Genomic DNA, 25,257 nt, shown 5'->3' on the forward strand with positions numbered 1-25,257 from the left:
GGTCAGGCGTTCCGGCGCTCGAAGTCGGCCATGAAGCCGATCAGCGCGTCGACGCCCTCTGGCGGCATGGCGTTGTAGATGGAGGCACGCATGCCGCCCACGCTTCGGTGACCCGCGAGATTCGTCAGCCCCGCCGCGGCTGCCTCGGCAACGAACGCCTTGTCACGCTCGGGCTTCGCGGTGACGAACGGGACGTTCATCCAGGAGCGGGAGTCAGGGGCGACGGGGTTGGAGTAGAACTCGGACTCGTCGATGAAGGAGTAGAGCTTCGTAGCCTTGGCGGAGTTGCGCGCGGCCATGGCCTCGAGGCCACCGAGGGACTGGACCCACTCGAGGATGAGGCCGAGCAGGTAGACGCTGAAGGTGGGCGGGGTGTTGAGCATGGAGTCGCTGGCGGCCATCTGCGCGTAGTCCCAGATCGACGGGGTGGTGGGGCGGGCGTGGCCGACGAGGTCGTCGCGGACGATGACGACGCACAGCCCGGCCGGCCCCATGTTCTTCTGCGCGCCACCGAAGATCAGGCCGAACTTTTCGACCTCGACCGGGCGCGACAGGATGGTGGAGCTCAGGTCCGCCACGAGCGGCACTGCACCGGCGTCCGGCACGTAGGAGTACTCGACGCCACCGATGGTCTCGTTGGGTGTGTAGTAGAGGTACTTCGCCTCAGGGTTGACCGCGAAGCTCCCCGGCGCCGGGGTGGTCGTGTAGCTCGACGCTGCCTCGTCGGCGATGACGTCGACGACGAGGTCCTGCTTCTTCGCCTCGGAGATCGCCTTCTTCGTCCACTGCCCCGTGTGGAGGACGTTGATCAGGTCACCGGGTGCGGTCAGGTTCATCGGGATGCCGGCGAACTGCCCGTATGCCCCACCCTGGAGGAAGAGGACGCGGTAGTGGTCCGGCACCCCCATGACCTGGCGCATCCGGGCCTCCGCCTCGGCCGCGCAGGCGACGAAGTCCTTGCCGCGGTGGCTGACCTCGAGCACCGACATCCCTGAGCCGAGCCAGTCGGTGAGTTCGGATTGGGCCCGCTCGAGGACGGCGAGCGGGAGCATGGCAGGGCCGGCAGAGAAGTTGTAGACGCGCACGGGCCAAGTCTCGCAGCGTCGGCGCCCGATGACCGAGGGGGTCCACCGAAGCGACGTCGCCGATTCAGCCGGCTCGTTTCCGGGACCGGGTCACGCGCCGCGCAGCGAGGCAGTAGGTTCTGCGGCGTGACGAACTATTCTCAGGCGGACGAAGCAGGCTACTTCGGGCGATTCGGCGGTGCCTATCTCCCGCCGCACCTGGTGCAGCCCATCGCCGAGGTGAAGGCCGCCTATGCCGAGGCCCGCAACGATCCCGCGTTCATGGAGGAGTACGCCCACCTTCTCAAGGCCTACGTCGGGCGCCCGTCGCTGCTGCACTTCGCCGAGAACCTCACTGAGCACCTGGGCGGCGCGAAGATCTACCTCAAGCGCGAGGACCTCAACCACACCGGTTCGCACAAGATCAACCACTGCCTCGGCGAAGGCCTGCTGGCCCGTCGCATGGGCAAGAAGAAGCTGATCGCCGAGACCGGGGCAGGTCAGCACGGGGTCGCGCTCGCCACCGCTGCCGCGCTTCTGGGCCTGGAGTGCGAGATCCACATGGGTGCCATCGATGTGGCGAAGCAGCACCCGAACGTGGTGCGGATGCAGCTGCTCGGCGCGAAGGTCGTCGAGGTCACCGAGGGCGGCGCTTCTCTGAAGGAGGCCGTCGACTCCGCCTTCTCCACCTATGCGCGCGACTTCGAGGACACGTTCTTCGGCATCGGTTCCGTCGTGGGCCCGGACCCGTACCCGTCGATGGTGCGCGACTTCCAGGCCATCGTCGGCCGTGAGGCGCGGGCCCAGATGCTGGAGGCCGAGGGCCGGCTGCCCGATGCGGTCGCCGCCTGCGTGGGCGGCGGGTCGAACGCGCTGGGCCTGTTCACCGCCTTCCTCGACGACGAGGAGGTGCGCCTCTACGGCGTCGAACCGGCGGGTCGCGGTGTCGAGGTCCTGGGCGAGCACGCCGCCACCATGACCACGGGCACCGACGGCGTCCTGCACGGGATGGCCACCAAGGTGATCCAGACGCCCGAGGGCGAGCCCGCCCCCGTGCACTCCATCGCCTCCGGCCTGGACTACCCCGGCGTCGGTCCCCAGCACGCCTTCCTGAACGAGATCGGGCGCGTCACCTACGTGTCGGCCACGGATGCGGAGTGCCTCGACGCGTTCCAGCTGCTGTGCCGCACCGAGGGCATCATCCCTGCCCTGGAGAGCTCGCACGCCGTGGCGCACGCCATGCGGATGGCTCCGTCGATGCCGAAGGACGCGATCGTGCTGATCAACCTGTCAGGTCGCGGCGACAAGGACGTCGATTACGTCGCCGAGGTGTTGTCCTCCCGATAGTCGGCCGGACGTGGCTGCCGGTCATCCCAGTGTGAGCAGGATGGCCGGCATCACGACGATCGCGACCAGAATGGTCACGCTGGTGATGAACGCGCTCGTCTCCACGTCCAACCCGGCCTCTTCCGAGAATCCCGCCACCATGGACGCCACCGGGGCGAAGAGCAGCATCACCAGCACCAGCTTGATGTCGGGGGACAGCGGCAGCGTGAACCAGATTCCCAGGGCCAGGACGATCGCGAAGGTGTAGCGCAGCGCGAGGTATTTGGCGGCGCGCGTGAGCTTGCTGCGGTGCAGCCTGATCTCCAGGCCGATGCCGATCATCAGCATCGCGAGGAAGGGGTTGGCGGCCCCGACGGTGCTGGTGAAGACGATGACCGGGTCCGGTAGCGTCAGGTTGGCCGACCTCATCGCCACGAGGACGAGGTAGGTCACGAAGATGGGCGAGCTGAACACGATCCTGAGGAACGACACGACCGTGGTTCTCTTCGACTGGTCGACCATGCTCATGCCCCAGCCGTATCCCACGCCGGCGGAGGCGAGCGAGTTGCCGACGTCGAACATGGCTGTGTGGACCATCGCGGGCGCACCCATGAAGCCCGAGATGTAGGGCATCGAGAAGGCGCCGATGTTGTAGGTCCCGGAGTGGAATACGCCGAAGGCCTTGGCCCGGGGACCGTTGCGACGGTTGAGCCAGTAGCCCACGACCTGCTGCCCGAGGTTGACGACGAATCCGATCACGACCAGCGACGCGAGCGCAGGAACGAGGTCGTAGCTGTTGAAACTTGTCGCCAGCGCGCAGGGCAACGTGACCCGCAGGACGAGCTTGGAGAAGATCCCGAAGTCGGACGCCTTCACCCAGCCGAGCCGCTTGATGCCGTACCCGATGGCGACGATCAGCACCAGGGACAGCGCCTTGGTCAGGATCTCGGCCACGCGATTCTCCTCCCAGGCGGCGCCCACGAGTGTACTGAGGGTGAACCAGCGTCCGGACGCTGCCGTGCCCGACCCAGACCCCGTGGCGCGACGACGTCGACGCCAGCTATCCCAGTCAAGGAGTCAAGGTCACGCGACTGGCAGGACCAGCTTCTCCCGTTGTCCACAGGCGAAATCCACGGAGGCAGCCCTTCTCCACAGTGAGCTCTGTGGAGTCCCTGCGGGACTCTGCTTGTAGCAGGCTGCAGGCATGGGAATTCGCTACTACGCCTATCCGCTTGCACCCGAGTTCGTCGACAGGGCAACCGAGGATCCGTGGGCCTTCATGTCTGACGACCCGCTCGCCGATGCGTGGGGACCGAAGGAATCTGCTCCCGACATGTTGTATCTCGACAAGTGCTGGAGATACCTGCAGCGGTTGACTACCCCTGGTGTCGCGTGCCCGCGCATCGCGTATGACCTGTTCGAGGGCGACGTCACGCACACATCACGCGGCTGGATCCCATGGATCAAGGTCCTCACACCCGACGCGGTGAGCGAGATCTCCCGAGACCTGTCACTGCTCGACGGTGACGATGTCGACGCACTGCTCGCCCGGGATGATTTCTACACGACCCGCCTTGAAGAGGACCGCAGCTACATCAAGGAGCATTTGCGCTCTGCCCAGGCTTTCACCGCCCGGATGCAGGCGCGCGGATGGGGTTTGGTCTATCTCATCGGATGAGTCCGCTCGAACCTCACGGCTCGGCCCTCACGGACCCCCGCAGGGCACAACTTCGCGGTGGACAGGGCGTGATGTCAGCCATGATCAGCAGTCTCCGCTGGGTCCGCACTGGTGAAGCCAGGTGAGATCACCGCGAGTCCGATGGACCGGGCCGCTTCGCCGAGCCTGTGGTCATAGGTCAGCATGGCGTCGGCATCCATCCGCAACGCGGCCTCAAGGTGAAGCGCGTCGAGGGTGCGAAGGTACGCCATCGGGAGGAACCCAGCGCTCCGATAGAGGGCCCTGTCGAGGGCCGCGAGCGCCACACCATCGAGTACACGAGTCACGTCCCCCTGGTCAAGGCCTTCCCGGACGGCTAATCTGCGCAACTCGGTCTCCAGTAGGTCGCACGACACCAGCGCGCTCGCCGTGTGATCGAGCCAGTCTGCCAGCACAGTGCTCTCCGGCTGCTCGATGAGCAGCGCACCCAGAGCAGACGTATCCACGTAGACGATGTAGCTCACCGTCGCGGCCGATCCCCGCGCAGGTCATCGAGCGTCTCCCCCAGAGACCGCGTCGCGGCCTTCCGCTTAATGCCCAGTGCCGACCAGCCTCCGACCCGCCGAGCAGGCCTGGTGATCGCCAGGCCTGCCCGGGGGGCCTCTATGGGCACGATCCGGCCAACGGGCACTCCGCTGTTGGTCAGGATGAAGGAGTGGCCCTCCCCCACTGCGCGCAGCACCCGTCCGGACTCATTCCGCAGCTCGCGCTGGGACAGACTCTCCACGACAGGTTCCGACGCGCTCATGTCGCCATCGTAGCACCCGTGCTACGTTCAGGCCCGGCAGCACGTGAACTTAGGGTGCAAGCGGCGTTTCTTGACCACCCCTAGGGTCGCCCCGCCCGCCACCGTCTCGCATAGTCAATGGTGACCGCGGTGGTGATCGCCACGCCAACCCATGGCATCCAGATGCCCGCCCCGCTCCAGGTATCGGCGTGGACGATGTTGTTGAGTTCGTCGCTGCGTCTACCCGACGGCTGGAAGCTCGCACGGGCAGTGCCGTCGCCGTCAGGACTTCCATCGAGGTAGATCTGCTCCTTGACAAGGGAGCCGTCATCACTGATCCACGTCCCCACGCTGCGACACCCACGCCGGGCTGGCTCGCAGTCGGTCGCGGTGAAGGTCCCCCATAAGACTGGTTGCCCCTCAGCCGCGTCCAGCGCGGATTCAACTCCCGTGATCGCCATCAACACGGCACACGCAGTCATGATCAAGTAGAAGATGGCGTGCCCAACTCGCCTGAGCACCGCCGCTACACCCCTCCCGGATCCGTCCCAGTGCCTAGACGTTAAACCGGAACTCGACGACGTCGCCGTCGGCCATCACGTAGTCCTTGCCCTCGAGGCGCATCTTGCCCGCCGCCTTGGCCGCGGCCTCGGAGCCGGCCGCCATGAGGTCGTCGAATCCGATCACCTGGGCCTTGATGAAGCCCTTCTGGAAGTCCGTGTGGATCACACCGGCTGCCTCGGGCGCCGTCGCTCCCTTCGGGATGGTCCAGGCCCGCGACTCCTTGGGGCCGGCGGTGAGGTAGGTCTGCAGGCCCAGCGTGTCGAAGCCGACGCGCGCCAGGACATCGAGGCCGGGCTCCTCGACGCCCATCTCGGCGAGGAACTCGCGCGCCTCGTCCTCGTCCATCTCGACCACTTCCGACTCGAACTTCGCGTCCAGGAAGATCGCCTCCGACGGGGCCACCAGCTCACTCATGCGGCCCTTGAGGTCCTCGTCGCCCAGCTCGTCCTGGTCGCAGTTGAAGACGTAGAGGTAGGGCTTGGCAGTGAGGAGGAAAAGGTCCCGGAGCTCGTCGATGTCGAGGCCGGCGGCGCGGACACCCTTGCCCGATTCCAGCGCGTCCTTGGCGGCCTGGTAGGCGGCGAGCTTCGGCAGTGTCTCCTTCTTGATCCGCGCCTCCTTCTCCACCCTGGGGAGGGCCTTCTCGACGGTGGCGAGGTCGGCCAGGATGAGCTCGGTGGCGATGGTGTCGATGTCGTTGGCCGGGTCCACCTTGCCGTCGACGTGCGTGACGTCCTCGTCGTCGAAGACGCGGGTGACCTGGCAGATGGCGTCGGCCTCACGGATATTGGCCAGGAAGGCGTTGCCCATGCCCTCGCCCTGCGAGGCCCCCTTCACGATGCCGGCGATGTCGACGAAGCTGACGGTCGCGGGAATGATCCGCTCGGAGCCGTAGAGCTTGGCCAGCTGCGCCAGCCGAGGGTCCGGCACGCCGACCACCCCGACGTTGGGCTCGATCGTCGCGAACGGGTAGTTCGCGGCGAGCACGTCGTTGCGCGTCAACGCGTTGAAGAGAGTCGACTTGCCGGCATTGGGGAGACCGACGATCCCGATGGTGAGTGCCACGAGGGACGAGCTTACCGGGCCCGTGGCCCCCGACCGAACGAGCCACCCCACCCGACCCACCGCCCTAGCCGAAGCCATTCTCACCAAATTGGGCATCTTTGCGTACTGAAATTCAAACAGGTTAGGGTTCCCTTAGTCGACTCCCCATGAAACTCTGCCAAGAAGGACTGATATGAATCGCACCCGCATCCCCGGCGCCCTCTCCGCCCTCCTCTTCCTCCCCCTCGCCGCGTGCGGCGGCCAGTCCGCAGCCGAGGAACCCGCGGCGGGCGAACCCATCACCGTCACGCACACTCAGGGCGAGACCACGCTCGACGGGCCGGCCGAGCGCATCGTCGTCCTCGATCTCGGTTCCCTGGACACCGTCCGCGCGCTCGGGGCCTCCGACAACGTCGTGGGACTCACCAAGGGCGCAGCGCTCCCCGAGCCGCTCAGCGAGTTCGCAGACGAGAAGTATGCGGACCTCGGCTCCGTCGTCGAGCCTGACCTCGAGGCCATCGCCGCACTGGATCCCGATCTCATCATCGCCGGCTTCCGCACCGCCGCCCTCGTGGAGGAGCTGTCGAAGAACTTCCCGACGATCGACATCACCTTCGACGCGGAGAAGTCGTTCTACGAAGGTATCGAGTATTCGACGAACATCATCGCCAAGGCTGTGGGCGCCGAGGACGAGGCCGCCGAACAGCTCGCGGAGGTTGAGGAGGCCCTCGCGGCCGCACAGGGCAAGACGCCCGGGGGCCAGACTGCCCTCATTCTCATGACCAGCGGCGGCAAGGTGTCGGCTCAAGGCACCGAGTCGCGCTACCGAGTCCTCCACAATGAGCTGGGCTTCGAGCCCGCCATCTCCGACGTCGACGCCGAGGCCCACGGCGACGCCATCTCCTTCGAGGCCATCGCCGAGGCGAACCCCGACGTGCTGTTCGTCGTGGACCGCGACGCGGCCATCGGCCAGGAGGGCCAGGCAGCCGCACAGGTGCTGGACAACGAGTTGATGGCCAACACCACGGCCTGGAGCAACGGCGACGTCACCTACCTCGACGGTGGACGCTGGTACATCATGATCCACGGCGTGGACAACGCTGTGGAGATGCTGAGCGACGCCACGGCCACCAACTGATCGTGACGCCGTGACTGCCACCACCGACGCCACCCGGCGCACTCTGCCCGCCGGCCGCCCCCTGTCCTGGGGGTGGCTCGGCGGGCTCGGCGCGCTTCTGGGCTTGTCGGTGCTGTCGCTGTTCGTCGGCGCCGCCGATCTCTCCCCCTGGGATTTCCTCACCGGGCGCGCCACGCCCGACGACTGGCTCACCTTCACCGTTTCCCGGGTGCCACGAACTCTCGCAGTGCTGTTGGCGGGCGCATCCCTGGCCCTGTCGGGCCTCCTCATGCAGCTGCTCGTGCGCAACCGTTTCGTCGAGCCAGGCACCGTCGGCACGTCCGAGTCCGCGGGCGTGGGCATCCTGATCGCGATCCTCCTGTTCCCAGAGGCGCCGCTCGTGGTCAAGATGGTCCTTGCGATTCTGACCGCCTTGGCGGGCACCGCCCTGTTCCTGCGGCTGGTCAGATCGCTACCGCCGACGGTCCCCGTCGTTGCCGTGCCGTTGGTGGGGATCATGCTGGCCGGGGTGATCGCAGCCGGCACCACCTTCGTCGCCTACCGGCTGGAGCTCATGCAGACCATCGGAATCTGGATGCAGGGTGACTTCTCCGGCGTACTCCGCGGCCGCTACGAACTGCTGTGGCTGCTCGCGGTGCTGGGCGCCCTGCTGTGGTTCTTCGCGGACCGCTTCACCCTCGCATCCCTCGGCGAGGAGCATTCGAAGGCTCTCGGCCTGTCCTACAAGGCCACACTCAATCTGGGGCTGGGCCTGGTCGCCACGTCGAGCGCCATCACGCTGGTGGTAGTGGGAGGGATCGGCTTCGTCGGCCTCGTGATCCCCAACCTCATCGTGCTCTGGCGCGGGGACAACCTGCGGCGCAACATCGGCTGGACCGCCCTCGCGGGCGCCGGATTCGTGCTGGTCTGCGATCTCCTCGCCCGCACCCTCAACCCGCCCTACGAGATCCCCGTGGGGACGGTCTCGGGGGTACTCGGCGGCGTCGTGTTTCTCGTGCTCCTCCTCACCGGACGGATGCGCACCCGATGACCGCCTTGACCACCCCCCGAACCTCGATCGCACCGTCATTCCGGCTGCTGCTCGCGCTGGCGCTGTGCGCGGTCGCCGCCGTCGCGTTCATGACCCTCAACCTCAGCGGCGACCTCGGCTTCATTCTCGAGCTCCGCAGCCGCAAGGTGGCATCGATGATCGTGGTCGGGTGGGCCACCGGGGTAGCGACGGTGGCGTTCCAGACCGTGACCAACAACCGCCTTCTCACGCCGTCGATCATGGGGCTGGATGCCCTGTACGTGTTCCTGCAGTCGCTCCTGGTCCTGACGATGGGCGTGGCGGTCGTGGGGCAGATCGGCGCCTACCCGATGTTCGCACTCAACGTGGCGCTCATGCTGGGGGTGGCAACCCTCCTCACTGAGGTCCTGTTCGGACGGAGGAGCCGCTCGATCTACGTGGTGGTGCTGGCGGGCCTGGTGCTCGGCTCCGTCCTTCGTTCACTGTCATCGCTGATTGCTCGCGTCCTGGACCCCAGCGCCTTCACCGTTCTGCAGGACAACCTCTTCGCCAGTTTCACCGCGGTCAACCCGGAGCTGATCTGGCTGGGCGCAGCCATCGTCACCGCCGCAAGCTTGTGGCTGTGGCGACGGCGCGCGGACCTCGATGTCCTCTCCCTCGGCAGGGACGCCGCCGTCAGCCTCGGCGTCCCCTACCAGCGCACCGTCCGGGGCGTGCTCCTCGTGGCAACCCTCCTGGTCTGCGTCTCCACCGCGCTCGTCGGCCCCATTACCTTCCTCGGCCTGATCGTGGCGGCCATCGCCTACCAGATCAGCGGCACCGGGCGCCACAGCATCGTGATGCCAATGGCAGGGCTGCTGGGCGTCGGCGTGCTACTGGGCGGCCAGACCGTCCTCGAACAACTCCTCGGCCAGGCCACCGTGTTGTCGGTGGTCATCGAATTCGTCGGCGGTATCGCCTTCATCTGGCTCGTGATCCGAAAGGTACGCACATGATCAACGTCAGGAACCTCTCCAAGCGCTACGGCCGCAGCCTCGTGGTCAACGACGTGACGCTGGAACTGCGCGATGGCGGTCTGACCGCGATTGTGGGGGCCAACGGCGCTGGCAAGTCCACGCTTCTCTCGATGATCGCGCGTCTCCTCGAGGCCGACGGCGGATCGATCTCGGTGGGTGACCTGGACGTGGCGACGGCGGACTCACGAGAGCTCGCCAAGCGCCTCGCGGTGCTGCGCCAGTCCAACGATCTTCAGAGCCGCCTCACCGTCGCCGACCTCGTGGGCTTCGGGCGCTACCCCCACTCAGGCGGGCGTCTGACGGCTGACGACCGGCTCAGGATCGACGAGGCGATCGCCTGGATGGATCTTGATGATCTGCGGGACCGTTTCCTCGACGAGATGAGCGGCGGCCAGCGCCAACGCGCCTTCGTGGCCATGGTACTGGCCCAGGACACGCAGTATGTGCTGCTCGATGAGCCCCTCAACAATCTCGATGTGGCCCACGCCCACGCCATGCTGCAGACGCTGCGGCGGGCCGCCGACGAACTGGGCAAGACAGTGGTGATCGTGGTCCACGACATCAACTACGCGGCCTGCTGGGCGGACCAGATCGTCGCGATGAAGGACGGCCGGGTGATGGCCGTCGGCTCCCCGCAGGAACTGGTGCGCCCGGACGTGCTCCGAGACGTCTTCGACCTGGAGATCGAGGTGACGCAGTTCCGGGGACGCCCGATCGCGCACTTCTACCTGCCGGTTCCGCTGTGCACGTCGTGCCACCGTTCCTCGCGGGACGGCTGCTGCCTCGATGGCGCCCCAACCAGACCCGTCTCCCTGACCCTCGGCGCCCGTTCCGGCGCAGCCTGACTAGGCGCCGGCCCAGTACGCCGCGACAGCGCGGGCCAGGAACCACGGGTCCTCCACTCCGCACAGCTCCCGGGCCGAATGCATGCTCAGCAGGCCCACGCCCACGTCGACGGTGGTGATACCCAGCCTGGTGGCGGTGATGGGGCCGATGGTGGAGCCGCACGGCACGGCGTTGTTGGACACGAACGGCTGGGTGGGCACACCCGCGGCGGCGCAGGCCCGCAGCCAGATGGCGGCACCGACGGCATCAGTGGCGTAGCGCTGGTTGGCGTTGATCTTCAGAAGCGGACCGCGGTTGGGCAGCGGCCGGTTCACCGGGTCGTGGTGGTTCGGATAGTTGGGGTGCACGAGATGCCCGGTGTCGGCCGAGACACAACTGGAGCGGGCGAACATGGCACGCGTCTGGTCAAGGCCAAGGCCGAAGCCGGCAGCGATCCGCTCCAGCACGTCCTGCAGCACGGGCCCGCCGGCTCCGCTGGTGGTGGCCGAGCCCACCTCCTCGTGGTCGAAGGCGACGAAGACCGCGACGTCTGCGCCGGCCTCGGCCGAGCTGATCGCTGTGAGAGCGGCATGCGTGCAGGCCAGGTTGTCCAGCCGGCCCGAGGCGAGGAACTCGCGCTCGACGCCGATGACGGCCGGGCGTTGCGTGTCGAAGACGAAGAGATCGTGCAGCGCCACGTCACCGGGCGCGATGCCCGCCAAGGCGCAGAGGTGCTCGATCAGCGACTGCTTCAGCTCCACGGCCACGATGGGCTGCGTCCCGGTCTGCTTGTCCAGGGTCAGCGACTCGTTTGCCCCGCGGTCCAGATGGATCGCGAGCTGAGGGATGCGGGCGACGGGACCTGTGCGCACGAGGTGCACGGCACCGTCGAGTGTGGTCAGGCGGCCCGCGATGCCGAGGTCACGGTCCAGCCACGAGTTCAGCAGGGGGCCGCCGTAGACCTCGACGCCAAGCTGAGTCCATCCAGCGCTGGACAGGTGCGCGCCGGGCTTCAGCTTGAATCCCGGTGAGTCCGTGTGTGTGCCGACGATCCGGAACTCGGCCTCGTGCCCCAGCGTGTCCGGGGACACCCACGCCACGACGGCGCCGTCGCGTACCAGGAACCGCCGGCCACCGACGTCCGACCATGGGCGGCGGGCGTCGACCTCCACGAACCCGGCCAGCCTCAGCTGCGCTGCGATCTGATCCGCGGCATGGAAGGAGGTGGGCGAGGCGACGACGAAATCGGTCAGCTGATCAACGTGGTCCTGGGCTGAAGCGAGCATGGCCCTACGGTAGCCGCGGAATCGGAGGCCGGTTCCGGGCCCCCGGCCGGAGTGGCTGACGGAAATTGTCGGTGGCCCCTGATTGAGTGGACGCATGGACCTGATCGCTCTCCTTCTGAGCCTCCTCACCCTCGTCGCGGGCGCCGCCCTCGGGTACGTCGTCGGGCGCCGTCACGCCGCCTCGGACTCGGGCAGGCGGGCCCGCGCGGACGAACAGCTGGCCCTCTCTGACGCGCGGCAGGAGGTGTCGCGGGCGTGGGCCGAGGCCAGCCGTGCGCGGGAGGAGTCGGCCGTGGTGAAGGCGGAGGTGGCTCAGCACCTGGCCGAGAAGGCGGACCTGCGCACCGCTGCCGTGGACGCGCAACGCCTTCTGGCAGAAGTCCGCGGGGAGACCGCGGCTGTCGAGGCCCGTGTGGCGGCGCTCTCGGCCCAGCGGGACGCTGCGATGGCGCGCGCTGAGCAGCTCGCGGCAGACCGGGAGTCGCTCCTGGACCGCTTCAAGGTGCTCTCGGCGGAGTCCCTGGAGCGTCAGGGCAGGCAGGCCGATGTGGTGGCCGATGCCCGGCTCAAGGCGACCGAGCAGCTGATCACCCCATTGACCGATGGTCTGCGCCAGCTGCAGGAGCGGCTGCAGTCCGTGGAGAAGGACCGCGTCCGGATGGCGGCGGAGCTGGGTGAGCAGGTGCAGGCGGTGCGGCTCTCCGGGGACGCCATCCGCCGCGAGACCGTCAGCCTGAGCAACGCGCTGCGCACGCCTCAGGTGCGCGGGGCCTGGGGAGAGCGCAGCCTGAAGCGCATCGTCGAGATCTCGGGTCTCACCGAGCGCTGTGACTTCGACTCCCAGGCCACCTATACCTCGGACGACGGCCGCTTCCGGCCGGACATGCGGATCAATCTCCCCGCGGGCAAGGTGATCTTCGTGGATTCCAAGGTGCCGCTGAGCGCAGCCCTGGAGGCCTATAACACCGAGGACGAGGAGGCGCAGAAGGCGCACTTCAAGACGTTCTCCGCCCACGTCCGCAAGCACATCGACGACCTCTCGGGGAGGCACTACTGGCAGCTGGATCTCGGCTCGCCGGAGTTCGTGGTCCTCTATCTGCCCTCCGACGAGTTCTACCGCCTGGCGCTGGAACAGGAGCCGGCCCTGCATGACTACGCCACGCGCCGCCAGATCGTCCTGGCCTCGCCCGGGCTGCTCATCCCGCAGCTGCAGATCGTCGCCAACGGGTGGCAGCAGGTGTCGCTCGCGGAGACGGCCGGTCAGGTCTCCAAGCTGGGGCGCGAGCTCTACGACAGGCTTGCCACGCTGGGCCAGCACTTCGACAAGCTGGGACGGTCCCTCGGCAGCGCCGTCCAGCACTACAACAAGGCGGTCGGCGCCGTGGAGACCCGGGTCATGGTGTCGGCTCGCCGCTTCCGCGAGCTGGGGGTCACATCGGAGGAGATCGCGGATCTCGCGCCGGTGATCGAGACCCCGCGCCAGATCGCGGTGCCGGAGATGCTGGAGTTCGACGAGCTGCGCAGCCTCGAGCGCAGCACCGTCGCAGACGACGCGGATCTGCTGGACGGATCCGCCGTGCGCCAGCTGCGTCGACGCACCGGCACCGCAGATTCGTGAGCCTCACCGCAGCGTGGGCGAAGGGCTGGGCGCCACGCTGACCGTGGGGCTGGGAGCCGGGTCGTCTCGAGGTGCCCACGGCCTGGCCAGCAGGACCCCGGCCACCAGCCCCAACGCCACCAGGGCCAGCGCGCGGGTGAGGATGAGGGTCCAATCGGGCCCCTGCTCCGCCACCTCCGGCTCGATGGGCTCCGGGGGCACCTGCGCTGCCGCCATCCATCCATGCTGCCATCCTGTTGGCCCATCCGGCCCCAGACCGCGACAATGAACAGATGAGCGCCCTGTCAGACCTCGCCGTCCAGATCCCTGCCGCCGTGGACAGGCTTGGCCGGATCGCGCACCGCACCCCGGTGCAGCTCAACGCGCGCCTGTCGAGGGCCACCGGATCCGAGATCTGGGTCAAGCGTGAGGACCTGCAGCCGGTCCGCTCCTACAAGCTGCGCGGCGCCTACAACCTCATGGCCCAGCTAAGCGAGGCCGAGAAGCGTGCCGGCGTGGTGTGCGCCTCGGCGGGCAATCACGGCCAGGGCGTGGCGTTCTCGGCAGCGGCTCTGGGCATCAAGGCCACCGTCGTGGTCCCGCACACCACCCCGAGGCAGAAGCGCCAGCGCATCCTCGAGATCGGGCACGGGTTCGTCGAGCTGGTGCTCCACGGCGCCAGCTACGACGACGCCTCAGACGAGGCCGCCCGCCTTGCCGGGGACGGGAAGGTCCTGGTGCCCGCCTTCAACGACCAGCGCACGGCCGCCGGGCAGGCCACGGTGGTGGTGGAGGCCTTCGAGCAGTTGGGGTTCGTGCCGGGGGTGGTGGTGCTGCCGGTGGGCGGCGGCGGTCTCCTCGCCGGCGCGGCCGCGTGGCTGCGCACGCACCATCCCGAGGTGCGGATCATCGGGGTCGAGCCTGAGGGGGCACCGTGTGTGGCCGCCGCCATCTCGGCCGGGCGCCCGGTGACACTCCACGACATCGACACCTTCGTCGACGGCGCGGCCGTCAAGCGGGTCGGCGACTTCACGTTCGAGGTGATCCAGGAGGCGCGCGTCGAGTTGGTGCGGGTGCCCGAGGGACAGGTGTGCTCCGAGATGCTGGAGTTCTACCAGGTCGACGGCATCATCGCCGAGCCGGCCGGGGCGCTGGCCGCCGCGGCCCTGCCCAGTGGCGGCGTGGGTCCCAGGGTGCAGATCCCCAGCGGCTCGCGCGTGCTGGTGCTGCTGTCCGGGGGCAACAACGACGTGTCCCGCTACGCCGAGGTGGTCGAGCGGTCCCTCATCCACGAGGGTCGCAAGCGCTACTTCCTCGTCGACTTCCCCCAGCAACCTGGCGCGCTGCGCATGTTCCTGGATTCGGTGCTCGGCCCAGACGACGACATCACCTACTTCGAGTACGTCAAACGCAACAACCGCGACACCGGGCCGGCCCTGGTGGGCGTGGAGCTGGGAAACCCCGGCGACTACCGCTTCCTGGTGCAGCGGATCGACGAATGCGGCATGACCGCGGAGGAAGTGGCCTACGACAGCCCGTTCTTCCGCTTCCTCACCTGAGCGTCCTGCGTCAGTGCTTGACGGCGCGCTTCAGGTCCTTGCGGAGCTCCGGCGGCAGCGCGAACTGAAGCGTCTCCTCGGTCAGGCGCTCCTCCACCGCGGGCGGGAAGCCCATGGACTCGAGGTACTCCAGCACCCCGTCGACGAGCAGCTCCGGCACGGAGGCACCCGAGGTGACGCCCACCGAGTGGACGCCCTCCAGCCAGGCGGGATCGATCTCCGAGGCGTTGTCCACGCGGTAGGAGGCCTTGGCGCCGGCCTCGAGCGCCACCTCGACCAGCCGCACGGAGTTCGACGAGTTCTGCGAACCCACCACGATCATCAGGTCACACCCGCGCGAGATCTGCTTGACCGCCAGCTGCCGGTTCTGCGTGGCGTAGCAGATGTCATCCGACGGCGGGTCCATGAGCAGCGGGAACTTTTCGCGCAGCTTGCCCACTGTCTCCATGGTCTCGTCCACGGACAAGGTGGTCTGGCTCAGCCACGCCACAGATCCGTGCTGGGGAAGCTCCACGGAGGCCACGTCCTCAGGCGACTGAACGAGGATGGTCTGCTCCGGCGCCTCACCCATGGTGCCTTCGACCTCCTCGTGGCCGGCGTGGCCGATGAGGAGGATCTGGGTACCCTCGGACGCGAAACGCCGGGCCTCGTGGTGCACCTTCGTGACCAGCGGGCAGGTGGCGTCGATGGTCTTCAGGCCCCGGTCCGCGGCTTCGGTGTGCACCGCGGGAGACACGCCGTGGGCGGAGAAGACGACGGTGGCGCCGGTGGGCACCTCGTCGAGCTCCTCCACGAAGATCGCGCCTCTGGCTTCCAGGGTCTCGACCACATGCTTGTTGTGCACGATCTGTTTGCGCACGTAGACGGGCGGCCCGTACAGATCAAGCGCCTTCTCGACGGTGATGACGGCGCGATCCACACCGGCGCAGTACCCGCGGGGGGCTGCGACGACGACGCGCTTGATGGCCGGGGCAACGCTAGACATGCCAACCAGTCTAGGTGGTGCTCCGCCGGTACCCTAGCGGCATGGATTCCCCCCAGCTCCACGCCGTCGGCTTCGATGCCCCATCCCTGGACCAGCTCGTCGCGTCCGCGTTCAGCGCGGGCGTGCGCGGAGTGGACACCGCGCCGGGCTTCGACCTGGTAGGGACGTACACGGACCCGAGCGGTGCCCGCCTGTGCTTCGTCAAGCGGGAGGGGCAGGGGGTCAGCACGACGGGGGCGCTTGCCTCGGAATCGCGCTACCGCGCCCAGGTGGTTCGGTTCTCGGACCTGCTGGCGCGGGTGGCGCTGTACGGGACCCACGCGCCTGGGCCGCTGCTGGCCCAGTTCGTGGCGCTGGTCGACGACCCCGTCGCCTATCCGCAGCACGAGCTGCGCGCCGGCGGCCAGTACACCGTGATCGAGTCGTTGCGCGTCGCGGCGCTGGCGATCGAGGTCACGGTCTACGAGGATGCTGCCGCGTTCGAGGCCTCCCCGGAGGCTGCTCCCGGAGGCGACCTCCGGATCCCCGCCGACGCGCTGATCTCCCCCAGTCTGATCGCCCTCCAGGCCGCCGCGATCCCGCCGGCCGAGGCCTCCCCCGCGCTCCTGATGGGCGTGGAGGTACTGAGCGTCGAGCCCAGGCGCAACACCCTCACCGGCGTGGAGTTTCAATACGTGGTGGGGCGCAGCGCGATCGAGATCTCCTGCGCGATCCCGGCGGAGGTCCCAGTGTCGGTGGGCAACGTGGTGCACGGCACCTGGTTCGCCACCTGCTCCTCGGGCCTCTGGGACTGACGAGTCTCCGCATGGGGTTGGAGAGTTCCTCGGAGAAGCCGCAGCCGCTCGGCCGGGTGATCATGGCAACCAAGGAGTGGGTGGGGCGCCTGGGAGAGGTGTGGGTGGACGCCCAGGTGGTGGAGATCAAGCGTCGCAACGCTCCCACGCAGTTCCTCACGTTCCGCGACAGGGTGGCCGACATGTCGGTTCAGGTCACGGTCTCCACCATGGTGCTCGACGCCGCCGGGCCCCTTCCCGAGGGATCCCGGGTGACCGCACGGGTCAAGCCGCGGGTGTGGGAGCGCAACACATCGCTCAGCCTGGAGTGCCTGGAGATCCAGGTGGCGGGCGAGGGCCGGCTGCTGGCCCAGCTGGAGCAGCTCAAGCGCAAGCTGCAGGCCGAAGGCCTGTTCGACCCGGCCCGCAAGCGCCGCCTCCCCCTCCTCCCCCGGATGATCGGGCTGATCACGGGCCGGGACTCGGACGCCGAGCGTGACGTGGTGACCAACGTCGGCCGCCGCTGGCCCGCCGCCGGCATCCGTACCCGGCACGCGGTGGTCCAGGGCCCCACGTCGGCGGAGTCGGTCATGCTCGCCCTCGCCGCGCTGGACGAGGACCCCGAGGTGGACGTCATCATCATCGCCCGCGGCGGCGGGTCGCTGGAGGACCTGCTCTCGTTCTCCGACGAGGGCCTCGTGCGCGCCGTGGCCGCCGCTCGCACCCCCGTCGTCACCGCCATCGGGCACGAGCGCGACGCCCCCATCGTGGACCTGGTGGCCGACCTCCGCGCCTCCACGCCCACGGATGCCGCCAGGCGCGTGGTGCCGGATCACGCCGACGAGTCCGCGTCGCTGGCGGACGCGAGGGCGCGGCTGGAGCGGGGGGTCGACGCGCGGCTCCAGGAGGCGCAACGCCAGCTGGACCAGCTCCGCTCCCGCCCCGTCATGATCGACCCCACCAGCGCATTCGCCGCCCACTACGACAGGCTCAGCCTGCTGCGCCACAAGCTCGACACCGCCGTCGACCGCCGGCTGCGCGACGAGGAATCCCACCTGCGCTCCGCCGTCAGCTCAGTCCGCGCGCTCTCCCCGAAACGGACCCTTGAGCGCGGCTACGCCGTCCTCGTCGACGACGCCCACCGGTCTGTGTCGGCCGTGGGCGACACCGCACCCGGCGCCCGCATCCACGCCTATCTCTTCGACGGTCAGCTCGACCTCGACGTCGTCGCCACCACAGCTGAAGGAGACCGGCCGTGACCGATCAGAAGCCCACCTACGAGGCCGCCCGCGACGAACTGGTCGACGTGGTGCGCCGGCTGGAGTCCGGCGGCGCGTCACTGGCCGAGTCCATGGAGCTGTGGCACCGCGGCGAGAAGTTGGCCGAGATCTGCCAGGGCTACCTCGACGGCGCCAAGGAGCAGGTCGCCAAGGCGCGCCGCGCCGTCGAGTGACCGGCCGCGGCTCCCCCTGCTACCCCTCGGTGAGTGTTGCCGCGAACGCTTCCAGCGCCGTGAAGTCCGCGTCGGCCGTCACGATGGAGGTGACCAGGTCGTCCTCGTGCACCAGGCTGCGGGTCCGGCCGTCGTCGCTCTCGAAGCGCTCCCAGGTGCGCCCCGCCAGCTCGACGGCGCCGCCCAGCGGGCTCCCGTCTCTGGTCGTGTCGGTGACGAACGCACCGGCACCGCCGTCGCGCTGCTGCACCCCGTAGTAGATCTCCTCCGGGGAGAGGTAGCCCACCTGCCACCAGTTGCCTGCCGCGGGCTCGCTGGTGATCCACGGGTCGCCCTCCTTGGCCCAGGCCACCCGCACCGGTACCCACCCCTCGTCGAGGTCGCCAGCACGCAGCACGGGGTAGGGCGATTCCGCCTCGGCCCTGGTGAGGGTGGCGTCGACGTCGACCACCTCCGGCTTGGGCTCCGGGTTGAGGGTGAACCACCAGACGATGAGCGCGATGGGCACCAGCAGCACCGTCATCGAGATCACCATGTCGCGCGAGCGGTTCTTGGGGTTGCGGCGGGCCATGCGCGCCATCGTGCCACGACCTGCCGCGGTGCCCCAAAGGCCGGGGATCAGCGACCGAAACGGCGCTCCCGCTGTGAGTACGCCCGGAGCGCTCGGACGAAGTCGACCCGGCGGAAGTCCGGCCAGAGCGCCTCGCAGAAGTAGAACTCGCTGTGCGCGGACTGCCACAGCAGGAACCCGGAGAGGCGCTGCTCGCCGGAGGTGCGGATGATGAGGTCCGGGTCCGGCTGGCCCTTGGTGTAGAGGTGGTCGGAGATCTGATCGATCTCGAGCGTCTCGGCCACCTCGGCCAAGGTGGCACCCTCTGCGGCCCGCGCCGCGAGCAGGGACCTGACGGCGTCGAGGAGTTCGTGGCGGCCGCCGTAGGCCACCGCGACATTGACGTGCATGCCGGTGACCCAGCCCGTCGAGTCAGACGCGGCCCGAAGCGTGTCGGACATCGCCTCCGGAAGGAGATCCAGCGCGCCGACCGCCTGCACCCGCCAGCGCCTGGTGGCGGCAAGGTCCGAGACGAGTTGGCTGATCACCTCCAGCAGGGGGGTCAGTTCATCGTCCTCGGCGCGCTCCAGGTTGTCCGTGCTGAGCACCCACAGGGTGATCACCTGGATGCCCGCGTCGTCGCACCACTCGACGAACTCGCGCAGTTTGGCGGCCCCCGCCCGGTAGCCGGCGACGAGGGGCTGGCCGGGCGCGTTCATCCGGGCCCATCGCCGGTTGCCGTCTGCCAGGACTGCCACGTGGCGGGGCAGGCTGTCGCGGTCCACGTGCCGGAGGACCTGGCGTTCGTAGCTGGCATACAGCCATCTGGGCGGCCACACGCGGTCGATGAGGCGCTGCACCGCTGACATGCGAAATACACTAGCGCCCAGTTGGCTTCCCGCGGCCGGAGTAGTAACCTACGGAAGCGTAAGTTACTCAACCGTAGGTATGTGCATGAGCCAGATAGCAGAACCCCCTTTCGCCTCCACCGACACCGCTGCGGCCAGCCCCGCGAAACCCAAGCTCCGCGGCTGGCTGCACCTCGGCATGGCGCCGGTGGCGTTCATCATCGGGCTGGCGTTCACGGTGTTCGCCCCCACCCTGACGGGTCGCATCGGCTGCGGCATCTACACCCTGGCCGCCGTGCAGCTGTTCGGAACCAGCGCCGTCTACCACCGGGGCACCTGGTCACCCCGCGCCAACGCGATGTTCCGACGGATCGACCACTCCAACATTTTCGTCTTCATTGCCGGCAGCTACACCCCCCTCGCCCTCACGCTGCTCGAGGGATCCTCGCGCGTGACGCTGTTGGTGCTCATCTGGAGCATCGCTGTCCTCGGCGTGCTGTTCCGGGTCCTCTGGCTCGGCGCCCCCCGCTGGCTGTACACCTTCCTCTACCTGGCCATGGGATGGGCGGCGGTCGGCTGGCTCACGCAGTTCTGGGCGGCCGGCGGCCCGGCTGTGGTGCTGCTGATCGGGGCCGGGGGCCTGGTCTACTCGCTGGGCGCCATCGCCTACGCCACCAAGCGCCCCCAGCTGTCGCCGACCTGGTTCGGGTTCCACGAGGTGTTCCACGCCTGCACCGTCATCGCGGCGCTCCTGCACGCCGCCGCCATCGGTCTGGCGGTCTTCGGCGCTTCCTGAGGTCCGGACAGGTCTGGCGTGTGACGGTGGCTACTCGGCGCGCATGGCGGCCAGCGGGCTGAGGTTCGTCGCCCGCTGCGCCGGCACGAGGCCTGCAAGCGTGCCGATCAACGTCGCGAACACCACCGCACCGACCATCAACCATGCTGGGACGACCGACAGCTCACCCGAGCCGCCCTCACCTGCCACCTGTGCGCCGAGGGTGGCGTTGAGCAGCGCCGAGGCCGCCAGGCTCAACACCAGTCCGATCACGCCGCCGAGGAAGCCGATGGCGGCCGACTCGATGAGGAACATCCTCCGGATGTCCCCCAGCGCCGCGCCCATCACCTTCATGATGCCGATCTCCTTGGTCCTTTCGTAGACGCTCATCATCATGGTGTTGGCGATGCCGATGGCCGCCACCAGCAGTGACACGAACCCGATGCCGCCGAAGACCGCCTGGATCATCAGGGCCTGTGATTGGGCCTGCCTGATCCACTCCACGTCGGCGAAGGCCCCGTAGCCCTGTTCACGCAGCGAGTTGAGGACCATCTCGGCGTCTTCTGGGCTGTCGGTCAGGAGCCGGATCTCCGTGTAGATGAACGCCTTCCCCTTCGGCTTCCCGTCGGCGGTGGCGGGCTGGTTGGGGAGCGCCTTGCCCGGCATCGCCTTCTCCATGGCCTTGCGCAGCGCATCGAAGTCGGCGAACACGCTCGATGAGTAGGGCCCCCACTGGTCGTTACCCGGGTTGGCGATCTGGGCCACGGCGGGCATGATGATCCGCTTGGGCGGCTTGGCGGGCTGTGTTGGGTCATCCCCGTCCTCACCCCCGCCGATCGGCACCGGTCCGTACTCGCCAAAGGTGGCGAAGGCACCGAAGATGGTGTCGGATCGGAAGTCGACCTCCAGAGGCATGCCGGTGACAGGGTCCCAGAGCTGTGTGTGAAGAAGGTCTCCCAGCACGAGTCCGAGGGCTTCGCCCGGCTGCGGTAGCTGGCCCCAGGCCAGGTCCAGGTTCATCTCCTGCAGCGCCTCGGCGGGCAGGCCGACGACCTGGAAGTACTGGGTGGCGGCCCCAACGGTGAACTCCACGTCCACCAGGTAGGTCGGCCACACCGCTCGGACACCGGGCTCAGCTGCCAGGATGGGGATCAGGTCCCCGCTCAGCTGGGCGGGTTGGCCGGGAGCGGCCATCTCCGGTGGCGGTACGGAGTTGACGCTGACCTGACGCAGGCTGATCTGCTGGAACTGGCTCGTGAAGCTCGAGGACAACCCGACGCCCAGCGACACCATCACGATCACCGACGTGGTGCCGATGAGGACGCCGAGCACCGTCAGCGAGGTGCGGAAGAGCCGCTGCCTGAGGCTCGCGAGGCTTGTGGCGAGCAGATCCGTCCAGCGCATCGTGGGCCTAGCGGGCCGTGGGCCCGATGAGCGGGTCCTCGCCCAGCTCCGCGAGCGACTCGAGGTCCTCGCGCTCCACCCGGCGTCGTCGACGGCGTCGTACCGCGAGAGCGACGATCACCACCAGCGCCAGGAGTGCCGCCGCGATGAGCGCTGGGATCAGCAGGGATGGTCCCGCCTCCTGGCCTGGTTGCTCCCCGAGGGGGGGCTCCTCGATGGGCATGGGGGCCATGACGGCCACCTCTGCCATCTTGTCCACGGTGGTTACGTTGCCGTTGACGTCCTCGAAGGAGACGGTGATCGTGATCGGGCCGGCTGCCTCCTCAGCCGCGTTGACCGTCATGTCGACGGCGCCCGAGGCACCCGGGTCGATGGTTCCGACGAAGACCTCCGGCGAGGTGATCGCCTGGCCTTCCTTGATGGCGGCCTTAGCGTTGTAGAGCTTGGTCTTGCCCTGATTGAAGATGCTGAACGTCAACGATGCGTCCTGGCCGAGCGTCAGCTGAGAGGGCATCAGCTGCGGCACCGAGGCATCGGCGCGGATGTTCTGCCTGACCTGGATCGAGACCGTTTCGATCGAGGTGAACGGGTTGGCGGCGGCGTCCTCGTAGTCGATAGTCAGGGTGAGCCGGTACGGCTTCTCCTCCAGCGACGGCAGCGAATGGAAGGCCATGGACGCGGTCTCGAGCTGATCGGCCCTGATCCGGCTGATGAAGAGCGAGGAGGAGCCACTGGCGGGCAGAAAGGCCGAATCGTCCGAACTCAGCGTGACTTTCATGTTCTGCACGCGGGTGCGTGTCGAGGTGTTACGCAGGGTGAATGCGACGGTGAAGTCCTGACCCGCGACGACCTCCGCCGGGTCTGTGGTGAACCCGGCCAGGATGACCCGTGGCGTGGACACACCCGGAACGACGCTCGCGCCACCACCGCCGCCACCAGCACCGCCCGTGGTGCCTCCGGTGGCGCCGCCGGTATCCCCGGCCGAATCGGTCCCTGCACTGGCCCCGCCGTCGGCGACCGGATCGCCTGCGGCGCTGATGAGCGGGATCATCGTCAGCCCGAACACCACCATCAGGACTAGGAACAGTCGTTGGGTCATCTTCATGGCGCGACCTTCTGGTTGTCGGCGGTGGTCACTGGGAGTCGGTGGTCGGTGTGGCTGATGTCTGTGATGCGGCCGTCACCGATGGAGATGATCGTGTCAGCGAACGACGCGATGTGCCGGTCATGGGTGACCATGATCCAGGTCTGCTGGAAGCGGCGGATCACGGTGCGGAAGAGAGTGAGGATCTCCTCGGAGGTGTGCGAGTCCAGGTTGCCGGTGGGTTCGTCGGCAAAGACGAGCATCGGCTGGACCGCCATGGCGCGGGCGATGCCCACGCGCTGCTGTTGACCTCCGGAGAGCTGGCCCGGGGTGTGATGCAGGTGCCTGCCGAGACCCAGTTGGGTGAGGATGGCGCGGGCGCGGGCCTGACGGCGGTGGGCGGGGATGCCTCGGAAGCTGAGCGGGAGGGCCACGTTGTTGAGCGCGGTGAGGGACGGCAGCAGGTTGAACGACTGGAAGATGAAGCCCACCTGCTCACGACGGTAGGTGACCAGCTGCGATTCGGTGAACAGGTGGAGCGGCTGCCCCGCGACGAACACCTCCCCAGCCGTCGGCTTCTCGAGCCCTCCGAGCATGTTGAGTAGGGTGGACTTGCCGGACCCGGACGTGCCGACGACGGCGGTGAAGCTGCCCCGCGGAATGGTCAGGTTGACGCGGTTGAGCGCGACGACCCGCGAGTCACCCACCCGGAAGATCTTGGACAGATCCCGCGTCTGCACCAGGGGCTCCCCCACCTCGGGCAGGGGAAGCCGTATCATTGTTGCGGGCACCCCTAACCTCCTCGCTCGAGACCGCGGACCGGGCGTCGACGGCGACGCCTGGGAGAAACCTAGTCCAACGACGGGTCAGCTCCCCTGAGGTGCGGGCCAAGTCGCGACCGGAGGGGGACCGTGGCACCCATCGCATCGGCCCCAGGTACGACGCCCTCCCTTCGGCAGCGAATGACAGCCGTGTAATTCCCTCTGGCGGGTGCCCACTTTCCGGGGCTATTGTCGGGCCATGGAGATCCACTCCATCACAGCCCAGACGGTCCTCTAGCAACATTCGGGGACCGACGCGGCGAGCGCGGGCCCCGGCGAAAGGGAGCAATCGTGCTCAACGCGTCCCCGCAGCAGGCTTCCCCCACCGCTGTCCAGCCCGAAACAGCCATCAAGACCTACGTCGTCGATACCTCCGTCCTTCTCTCCGACCCGAAGGCGATGCTGCGCTTCGCCGAGCACAACGTCGTGCTGCCCATCGTGGTGATCACCGAACTGGAGTCGAAGCGCCACCATCCGGAGCTCGGCTACTTCGCCCGCTCCGCGCTGCGGCTCCTCGACGACCTCCGCATCCAGCACGGGCGCCTCGACACCCCCCTGATCACCAACGAGCAGGGCGGCAACCTACGGGTAGAGCTCAACCACTCCGACGAGCGGTCGCTGCCTGCAGGGTTCCGCCTCGGCGACAACGACACGCGCATCCTCGCCGTCGCCCTCAACTACGCCAACGAGGGCCACGACGTGGTGCTGGTCTCCAAGGATCTGCCTCTGCGCGTCAAAGCCTCCGCCGTCGGGCTGGCTGCGGAGGAGTACCGCAACGAGCTCCCGATCCAGACGGGCTTCACCGGCATGGCCGCCGTCGACGTCACCACCGACGATGTCTCGGCCCTCTACGAGCACGGACACGCCCAGGTGGCCGCCGCGCGCGAGCTGCCCACCCACACCGGAGTGGTGCTGCACGCCCCCGGCTCCAGCGCGCTCGGGCGCCGGATGCCCGACGGCAGCGTCAAGCTGATCAAGCATGACCGGGAGGTGTTCGGCATCCACGGCCGCTCCGCGGAGCAGCGCGTGGCCCTGGACCTGCTGATGGACGACTCCATCGGCATCGTGTCGCTGGGCGGCCGCGCCGGCACGGGCAAGTCGGCCCTGGCCCTGTGCGCAGGGCTGGACGCTGTGCTGGAGCAGCGCAAGTACACCAAGGTGATGGTGTTCCGGCCGCTCTACGCGGTGGGCGGGCAGGACCTGGGCTACCTGCCGGGCTCGGCCGGCGAGAAGATGCAGCCGTGGGGGCAGGCGGTGTTCGACACGCTGTCGTCGCTGACCAACAAGTACGTGATCGACGAGCTGCTCGAGCAGGACATGATCGAGGTTCTTCCCCTCACGCACATCCGTGGGCGCTCACTGCACGACGCGTTCGTGATCGTCGACGAGGCCCAGTCCCTCGAGCGCAACGTCCTGCTGACCGTGCTGTCGCGGGTGGGCCAGAACTCCCGCGTGGTCCTCACCCACGACGTGGCTCAGCGCGACAACCTCCGCGTGGGCCGCCACGACGGCATTGTCGCGGTGATCGAGAAGCTGAAGGGCAATCCCCTCTTCGCGCACGTCACGCTGACCCGCTCCGAGCGCTCCCAGATCGCCGCTCTGGTGACCGACCTGCTGGAGGTCGACGAGCTGGCCTGAGCGCCTCAGAAAGAAATCTGAAAAACTTCCGATCCGGTGCATCCAAGGGCGGTG

The 25,257-nt window shown here is 68.2% G+C and carries 27 protein-coding genes; 13 read left to right on the forward strand and 14 right to left on the reverse strand.

Features of this window, described 5'->3' with window-relative positions; all coding sequences use genetic code 11:
- Positions 1-2: 2 nt before the first annotated feature.
- Positions 3-1,085 carry a 3-phosphoserine/phosphohydroxythreonine transaminase gene (serC, locus tag ACX1D1_RS13305; RefSeq protein WP_459054852.1) on the reverse strand — a complete coding sequence of 361 codons (1,083 nt, stop codon included), beginning with the start codon at positions 1,083-1,085 and terminating at the stop codon, positions 3-5.
- A 126-nt stretch (positions 1,086-1,211) separates the two neighbouring features.
- Here serC and trpB point away from each other — a divergent pair, with 126 nt between their 5' ends.
- Entirely contained in the window at positions 1,212-2,411 is a 1,200-nt protein-coding gene (trpB, locus tag ACX1D1_RS13310; RefSeq protein ID WP_459054853.1) for a tryptophan synthase subunit beta, read from the forward strand.
- Positions 2,412-2,432: 21 nt separating this feature from the next.
- Here the strand turns inward: trpB and ACX1D1_RS13315 are convergent, their stop codons facing one another.
- Complete coding sequence (locus ACX1D1_RS13315; RefSeq protein WP_182781848.1) at positions 2,433-3,344, reverse strand: AEC family transporter; 912 nt, start codon at positions 3,342-3,344, stop codon at positions 2,433-2,435.
- A gap of 250 nt (positions 3,345-3,594) precedes the next feature.
- Here ACX1D1_RS13315 and ACX1D1_RS13320 point away from each other — a divergent pair, with 250 nt between their 5' ends.
- Positions 3,595-4,068, forward strand: a complete 474-nt coding sequence (locus tag ACX1D1_RS13320; protein ID WP_182798558.1) for a hypothetical protein — start codon at positions 3,595-3,597, stop codon at positions 4,066-4,068.
- A 74-nt stretch (positions 4,069-4,142) separates the two neighbouring features.
- Here the strand turns inward: ACX1D1_RS13320 and ACX1D1_RS13325 are convergent, their stop codons facing one another.
- From ACX1D1_RS13325 to ychF, 4 genes are all read right to left on the reverse strand, one after another.
- Positions 4,143-4,571: a type II toxin-antitoxin system VapC family toxin gene (locus tag ACX1D1_RS13325; protein ID WP_459054854.1), complete on the reverse strand. Its 429-nt coding sequence runs from the start codon at positions 4,569-4,571 to the stop codon at positions 4,143-4,145.
- Positions 4,568-4,855 carry a type II toxin-antitoxin system Phd/YefM family antitoxin gene (locus ACX1D1_RS13330; protein WP_459054855.1) on the reverse strand — a complete coding sequence of 96 codons (288 nt, stop codon included), beginning with the start codon at positions 4,853-4,855 and terminating at the stop codon, positions 4,568-4,570. Before ACX1D1_RS13330 ends, ACX1D1_RS13325 begins: the two co-directional genes overlap by 4 nt.
- Positions 4,856-4,935: 80 nt before the next feature.
- A complete protein-coding gene (locus ACX1D1_RS13335; protein ID WP_459054856.1) occupies positions 4,936-5,184 on the reverse strand; it encodes a hypothetical protein in 249 nt (82 codons plus the stop codon).
- 205 nt (positions 5,185-5,389) lie between these two features.
- Positions 5,390-6,463, reverse strand: coding sequence for a redox-regulated ATPase YchF (gene ychF / locus ACX1D1_RS13340; RefSeq protein ID WP_459054857.1), 1,074 nt, complete (start codon positions 6,461-6,463; stop codon positions 5,390-5,392).
- A 172-nt stretch (positions 6,464-6,635) separates the two neighbouring features.
- On the opposite strand from ychF, the gene ACX1D1_RS13345 reads away from it, so the two are divergent.
- Genes ACX1D1_RS13345 through ACX1D1_RS13360 form a run of 4 tightly spaced genes read left to right on the forward strand, consistent with a single transcriptional unit; the run spans position 6,636 to position 10,450 of the window.
- The gene (locus tag ACX1D1_RS13345) at positions 6,636-7,580 is read left to right on the forward strand and encodes a siderophore ABC transporter substrate-binding protein (RefSeq protein WP_459054858.1); all 945 of its coding nucleotides are present in this window, start codon (positions 6,636-6,638) and stop codon (positions 7,578-7,580) included.
- Positions 7,581-7,590: 10 nt separating this feature from the next.
- Positions 7,591-8,610, forward strand: coding sequence for an ABC transporter permease (locus ACX1D1_RS13350; RefSeq protein ID WP_220490777.1), 1,020 nt, complete (start codon positions 7,591-7,593; stop codon positions 8,608-8,610).
- Positions 8,607-9,584: an iron chelate uptake ABC transporter family permease subunit gene (locus tag ACX1D1_RS13355; RefSeq protein WP_182781841.1), complete on the forward strand. Its 978-nt coding sequence runs from the start codon at positions 8,607-8,609 to the stop codon at positions 9,582-9,584. Before ACX1D1_RS13350 ends, ACX1D1_RS13355 begins: the two co-directional genes overlap by 4 nt.
- Positions 9,581-10,450, forward strand: a complete 870-nt coding sequence (locus ACX1D1_RS13360) for an iron ABC transporter ATP-binding protein (protein ID WP_182781840.1) — start codon at positions 9,581-9,583, stop codon at positions 10,448-10,450. Before ACX1D1_RS13355 ends, ACX1D1_RS13360 begins: the two co-directional genes overlap by 4 nt.
- Here the strand turns inward: ACX1D1_RS13360 and ACX1D1_RS13365 are convergent, their stop codons facing one another.
- On the reverse strand, positions 10,451-11,716 hold the full coding sequence (locus tag ACX1D1_RS13365) for a M18 family aminopeptidase (RefSeq protein ID WP_182798562.1): 1,266 nt from the start codon (positions 11,714-11,716) through the stop codon (positions 10,451-10,453). It abuts the gene before it with no gap.
- A 94-nt stretch (positions 11,717-11,810) separates the two neighbouring features.
- Between ACX1D1_RS13365 and ACX1D1_RS13370 the strand changes: the two genes are divergently transcribed.
- Positions 11,811-13,334 (forward strand): DNA recombination protein RmuC, encoded by a 1,524-nt coding sequence (locus ACX1D1_RS13370; RefSeq protein ID WP_459054859.1) that lies wholly within the window; start codon positions 11,811-11,813, stop codon positions 13,332-13,334.
- A gap of 3 nt (positions 13,335-13,337) precedes the next feature.
- Here ACX1D1_RS13370 and ACX1D1_RS13375 read toward each other — a convergent pair whose 3' ends face one another.
- The gene (locus ACX1D1_RS13375) at positions 13,338-13,550 is read right to left on the reverse strand and encodes a hypothetical protein (protein ID WP_182781838.1); all 213 of its coding nucleotides are present in this window, start codon (positions 13,548-13,550) and stop codon (positions 13,338-13,340) included.
- Between the two features lie 56 nt (positions 13,551-13,606).
- Between ACX1D1_RS13375 and ilvA the strand changes: the two genes are divergently transcribed.
- Positions 13,607-14,872: a threonine ammonia-lyase IlvA gene (gene ilvA, locus ACX1D1_RS13380; RefSeq protein WP_459054860.1), complete on the forward strand. Its 1,266-nt coding sequence runs from the start codon at positions 13,607-13,609 to the stop codon at positions 14,870-14,872.
- 10 nt (positions 14,873-14,882) lie between these two features.
- Here the strand turns inward: ilvA and ACX1D1_RS13385 are convergent, their stop codons facing one another.
- Positions 14,883-15,857 (reverse strand): 4-hydroxy-3-methylbut-2-enyl diphosphate reductase, encoded by a 975-nt coding sequence (locus ACX1D1_RS13385; RefSeq protein ID WP_459054861.1) that lies wholly within the window; start codon positions 15,855-15,857, stop codon positions 14,883-14,885.
- A 41-nt stretch (positions 15,858-15,898) separates the two neighbouring features.
- On the opposite strand from ACX1D1_RS13385, the gene ACX1D1_RS13390 reads away from it, so the two are divergent.
- The 3 genes from ACX1D1_RS13390 to ACX1D1_RS13400 are packed head-to-tail and all read left to right on the forward strand — an operon-like array spanning position 15,899 to position 18,083.
- Entirely contained in the window at positions 15,899-16,651 is a 753-nt protein-coding gene (locus ACX1D1_RS13390) for a hypothetical protein (RefSeq protein WP_182798564.1), read from the forward strand.
- 11 nt (positions 16,652-16,662) lie between these two features.
- Complete coding sequence (xseA, locus tag ACX1D1_RS13395; RefSeq protein WP_182798565.1) at positions 16,663-17,889, forward strand: exodeoxyribonuclease VII large subunit; 1,227 nt, start codon at positions 16,663-16,665, stop codon at positions 17,887-17,889.
- Entirely contained in the window at positions 17,886-18,083 is a 198-nt protein-coding gene (locus ACX1D1_RS13400; RefSeq protein WP_459054862.1) for an exodeoxyribonuclease VII small subunit, read from the forward strand. The genes xseA and ACX1D1_RS13400 overlap by 4 nt, the downstream gene beginning before the upstream one ends.
- Positions 18,084-18,102: 19 nt before the next feature.
- On the opposite strand, the gene ACX1D1_RS13405 is transcribed toward ACX1D1_RS13400, so the two are convergent.
- Both ACX1D1_RS13405 and ACX1D1_RS13410 read right to left on the reverse strand, forming a co-directional pair.
- The gene (locus ACX1D1_RS13405) at positions 18,103-18,654 is read right to left on the reverse strand and encodes a DUF4245 domain-containing protein (RefSeq protein ID WP_459054863.1); all 552 of its coding nucleotides are present in this window, start codon (positions 18,652-18,654) and stop codon (positions 18,103-18,105) included.
- 47 nt (positions 18,655-18,701) lie between these two features.
- Positions 18,702-19,502: an isoprenyl transferase gene (locus ACX1D1_RS13410; protein ID WP_182781831.1), complete on the reverse strand. Its 801-nt coding sequence runs from the start codon at positions 19,500-19,502 to the stop codon at positions 18,702-18,704.
- Between the two features lie 94 nt (positions 19,503-19,596).
- On the opposite strand from ACX1D1_RS13410, the gene trhA reads away from it, so the two are divergent.
- Positions 19,597-20,277 carry a PAQR family membrane homeostasis protein TrhA gene (trhA, locus tag ACX1D1_RS13415; RefSeq protein ID WP_459056590.1) on the forward strand — a complete coding sequence of 227 codons (681 nt, stop codon included), beginning with the start codon at positions 19,597-19,599 and terminating at the stop codon, positions 20,275-20,277.
- Between the two features lie 30 nt (positions 20,278-20,307).
- Here trhA and ACX1D1_RS13420 read toward each other — a convergent pair whose 3' ends face one another.
- Genes ACX1D1_RS13420 through ACX1D1_RS13430 form a run of 3 tightly spaced genes read right to left on the reverse strand, consistent with a single transcriptional unit; the run spans position 20,308 to position 23,523 of the window.
- Positions 20,308-21,660 (reverse strand): ABC transporter permease, encoded by a 1,353-nt coding sequence (locus ACX1D1_RS13420; RefSeq protein ID WP_182781829.1) that lies wholly within the window; start codon positions 21,658-21,660, stop codon positions 20,308-20,310.
- Between the two features lie 7 nt (positions 21,661-21,667).
- On the reverse strand, positions 21,668-22,765 hold the full coding sequence (locus ACX1D1_RS13425; protein WP_459054864.1) for a COG1361 S-layer family protein: 1,098 nt from the start codon (positions 22,763-22,765) through the stop codon (positions 21,668-21,670).
- The gene (locus ACX1D1_RS13430; protein WP_182781827.1) at positions 22,762-23,523 is read right to left on the reverse strand and encodes an ABC transporter ATP-binding protein; all 762 of its coding nucleotides are present in this window, start codon (positions 23,521-23,523) and stop codon (positions 22,762-22,764) included. The genes ACX1D1_RS13425 and ACX1D1_RS13430 overlap by 4 nt, the downstream gene beginning before the upstream one ends.
- 441 nt (positions 23,524-23,964) lie before the next feature.
- Between ACX1D1_RS13430 and phoH2 the strand changes: the two genes are divergently transcribed.
- Positions 23,965-25,203 carry an RNA 5'-3' helicase PhoH2 gene (gene phoH2 / locus ACX1D1_RS13435; protein ID WP_459056591.1) on the forward strand — a complete coding sequence of 413 codons (1,239 nt, stop codon included), beginning with the start codon at positions 23,965-23,967 and terminating at the stop codon, positions 25,201-25,203.
- Positions 25,204-25,257 lie beyond the last annotated feature (54 nt).

This window comes from Tessaracoccus luoxuelianae, assembly GCF_054483915.1.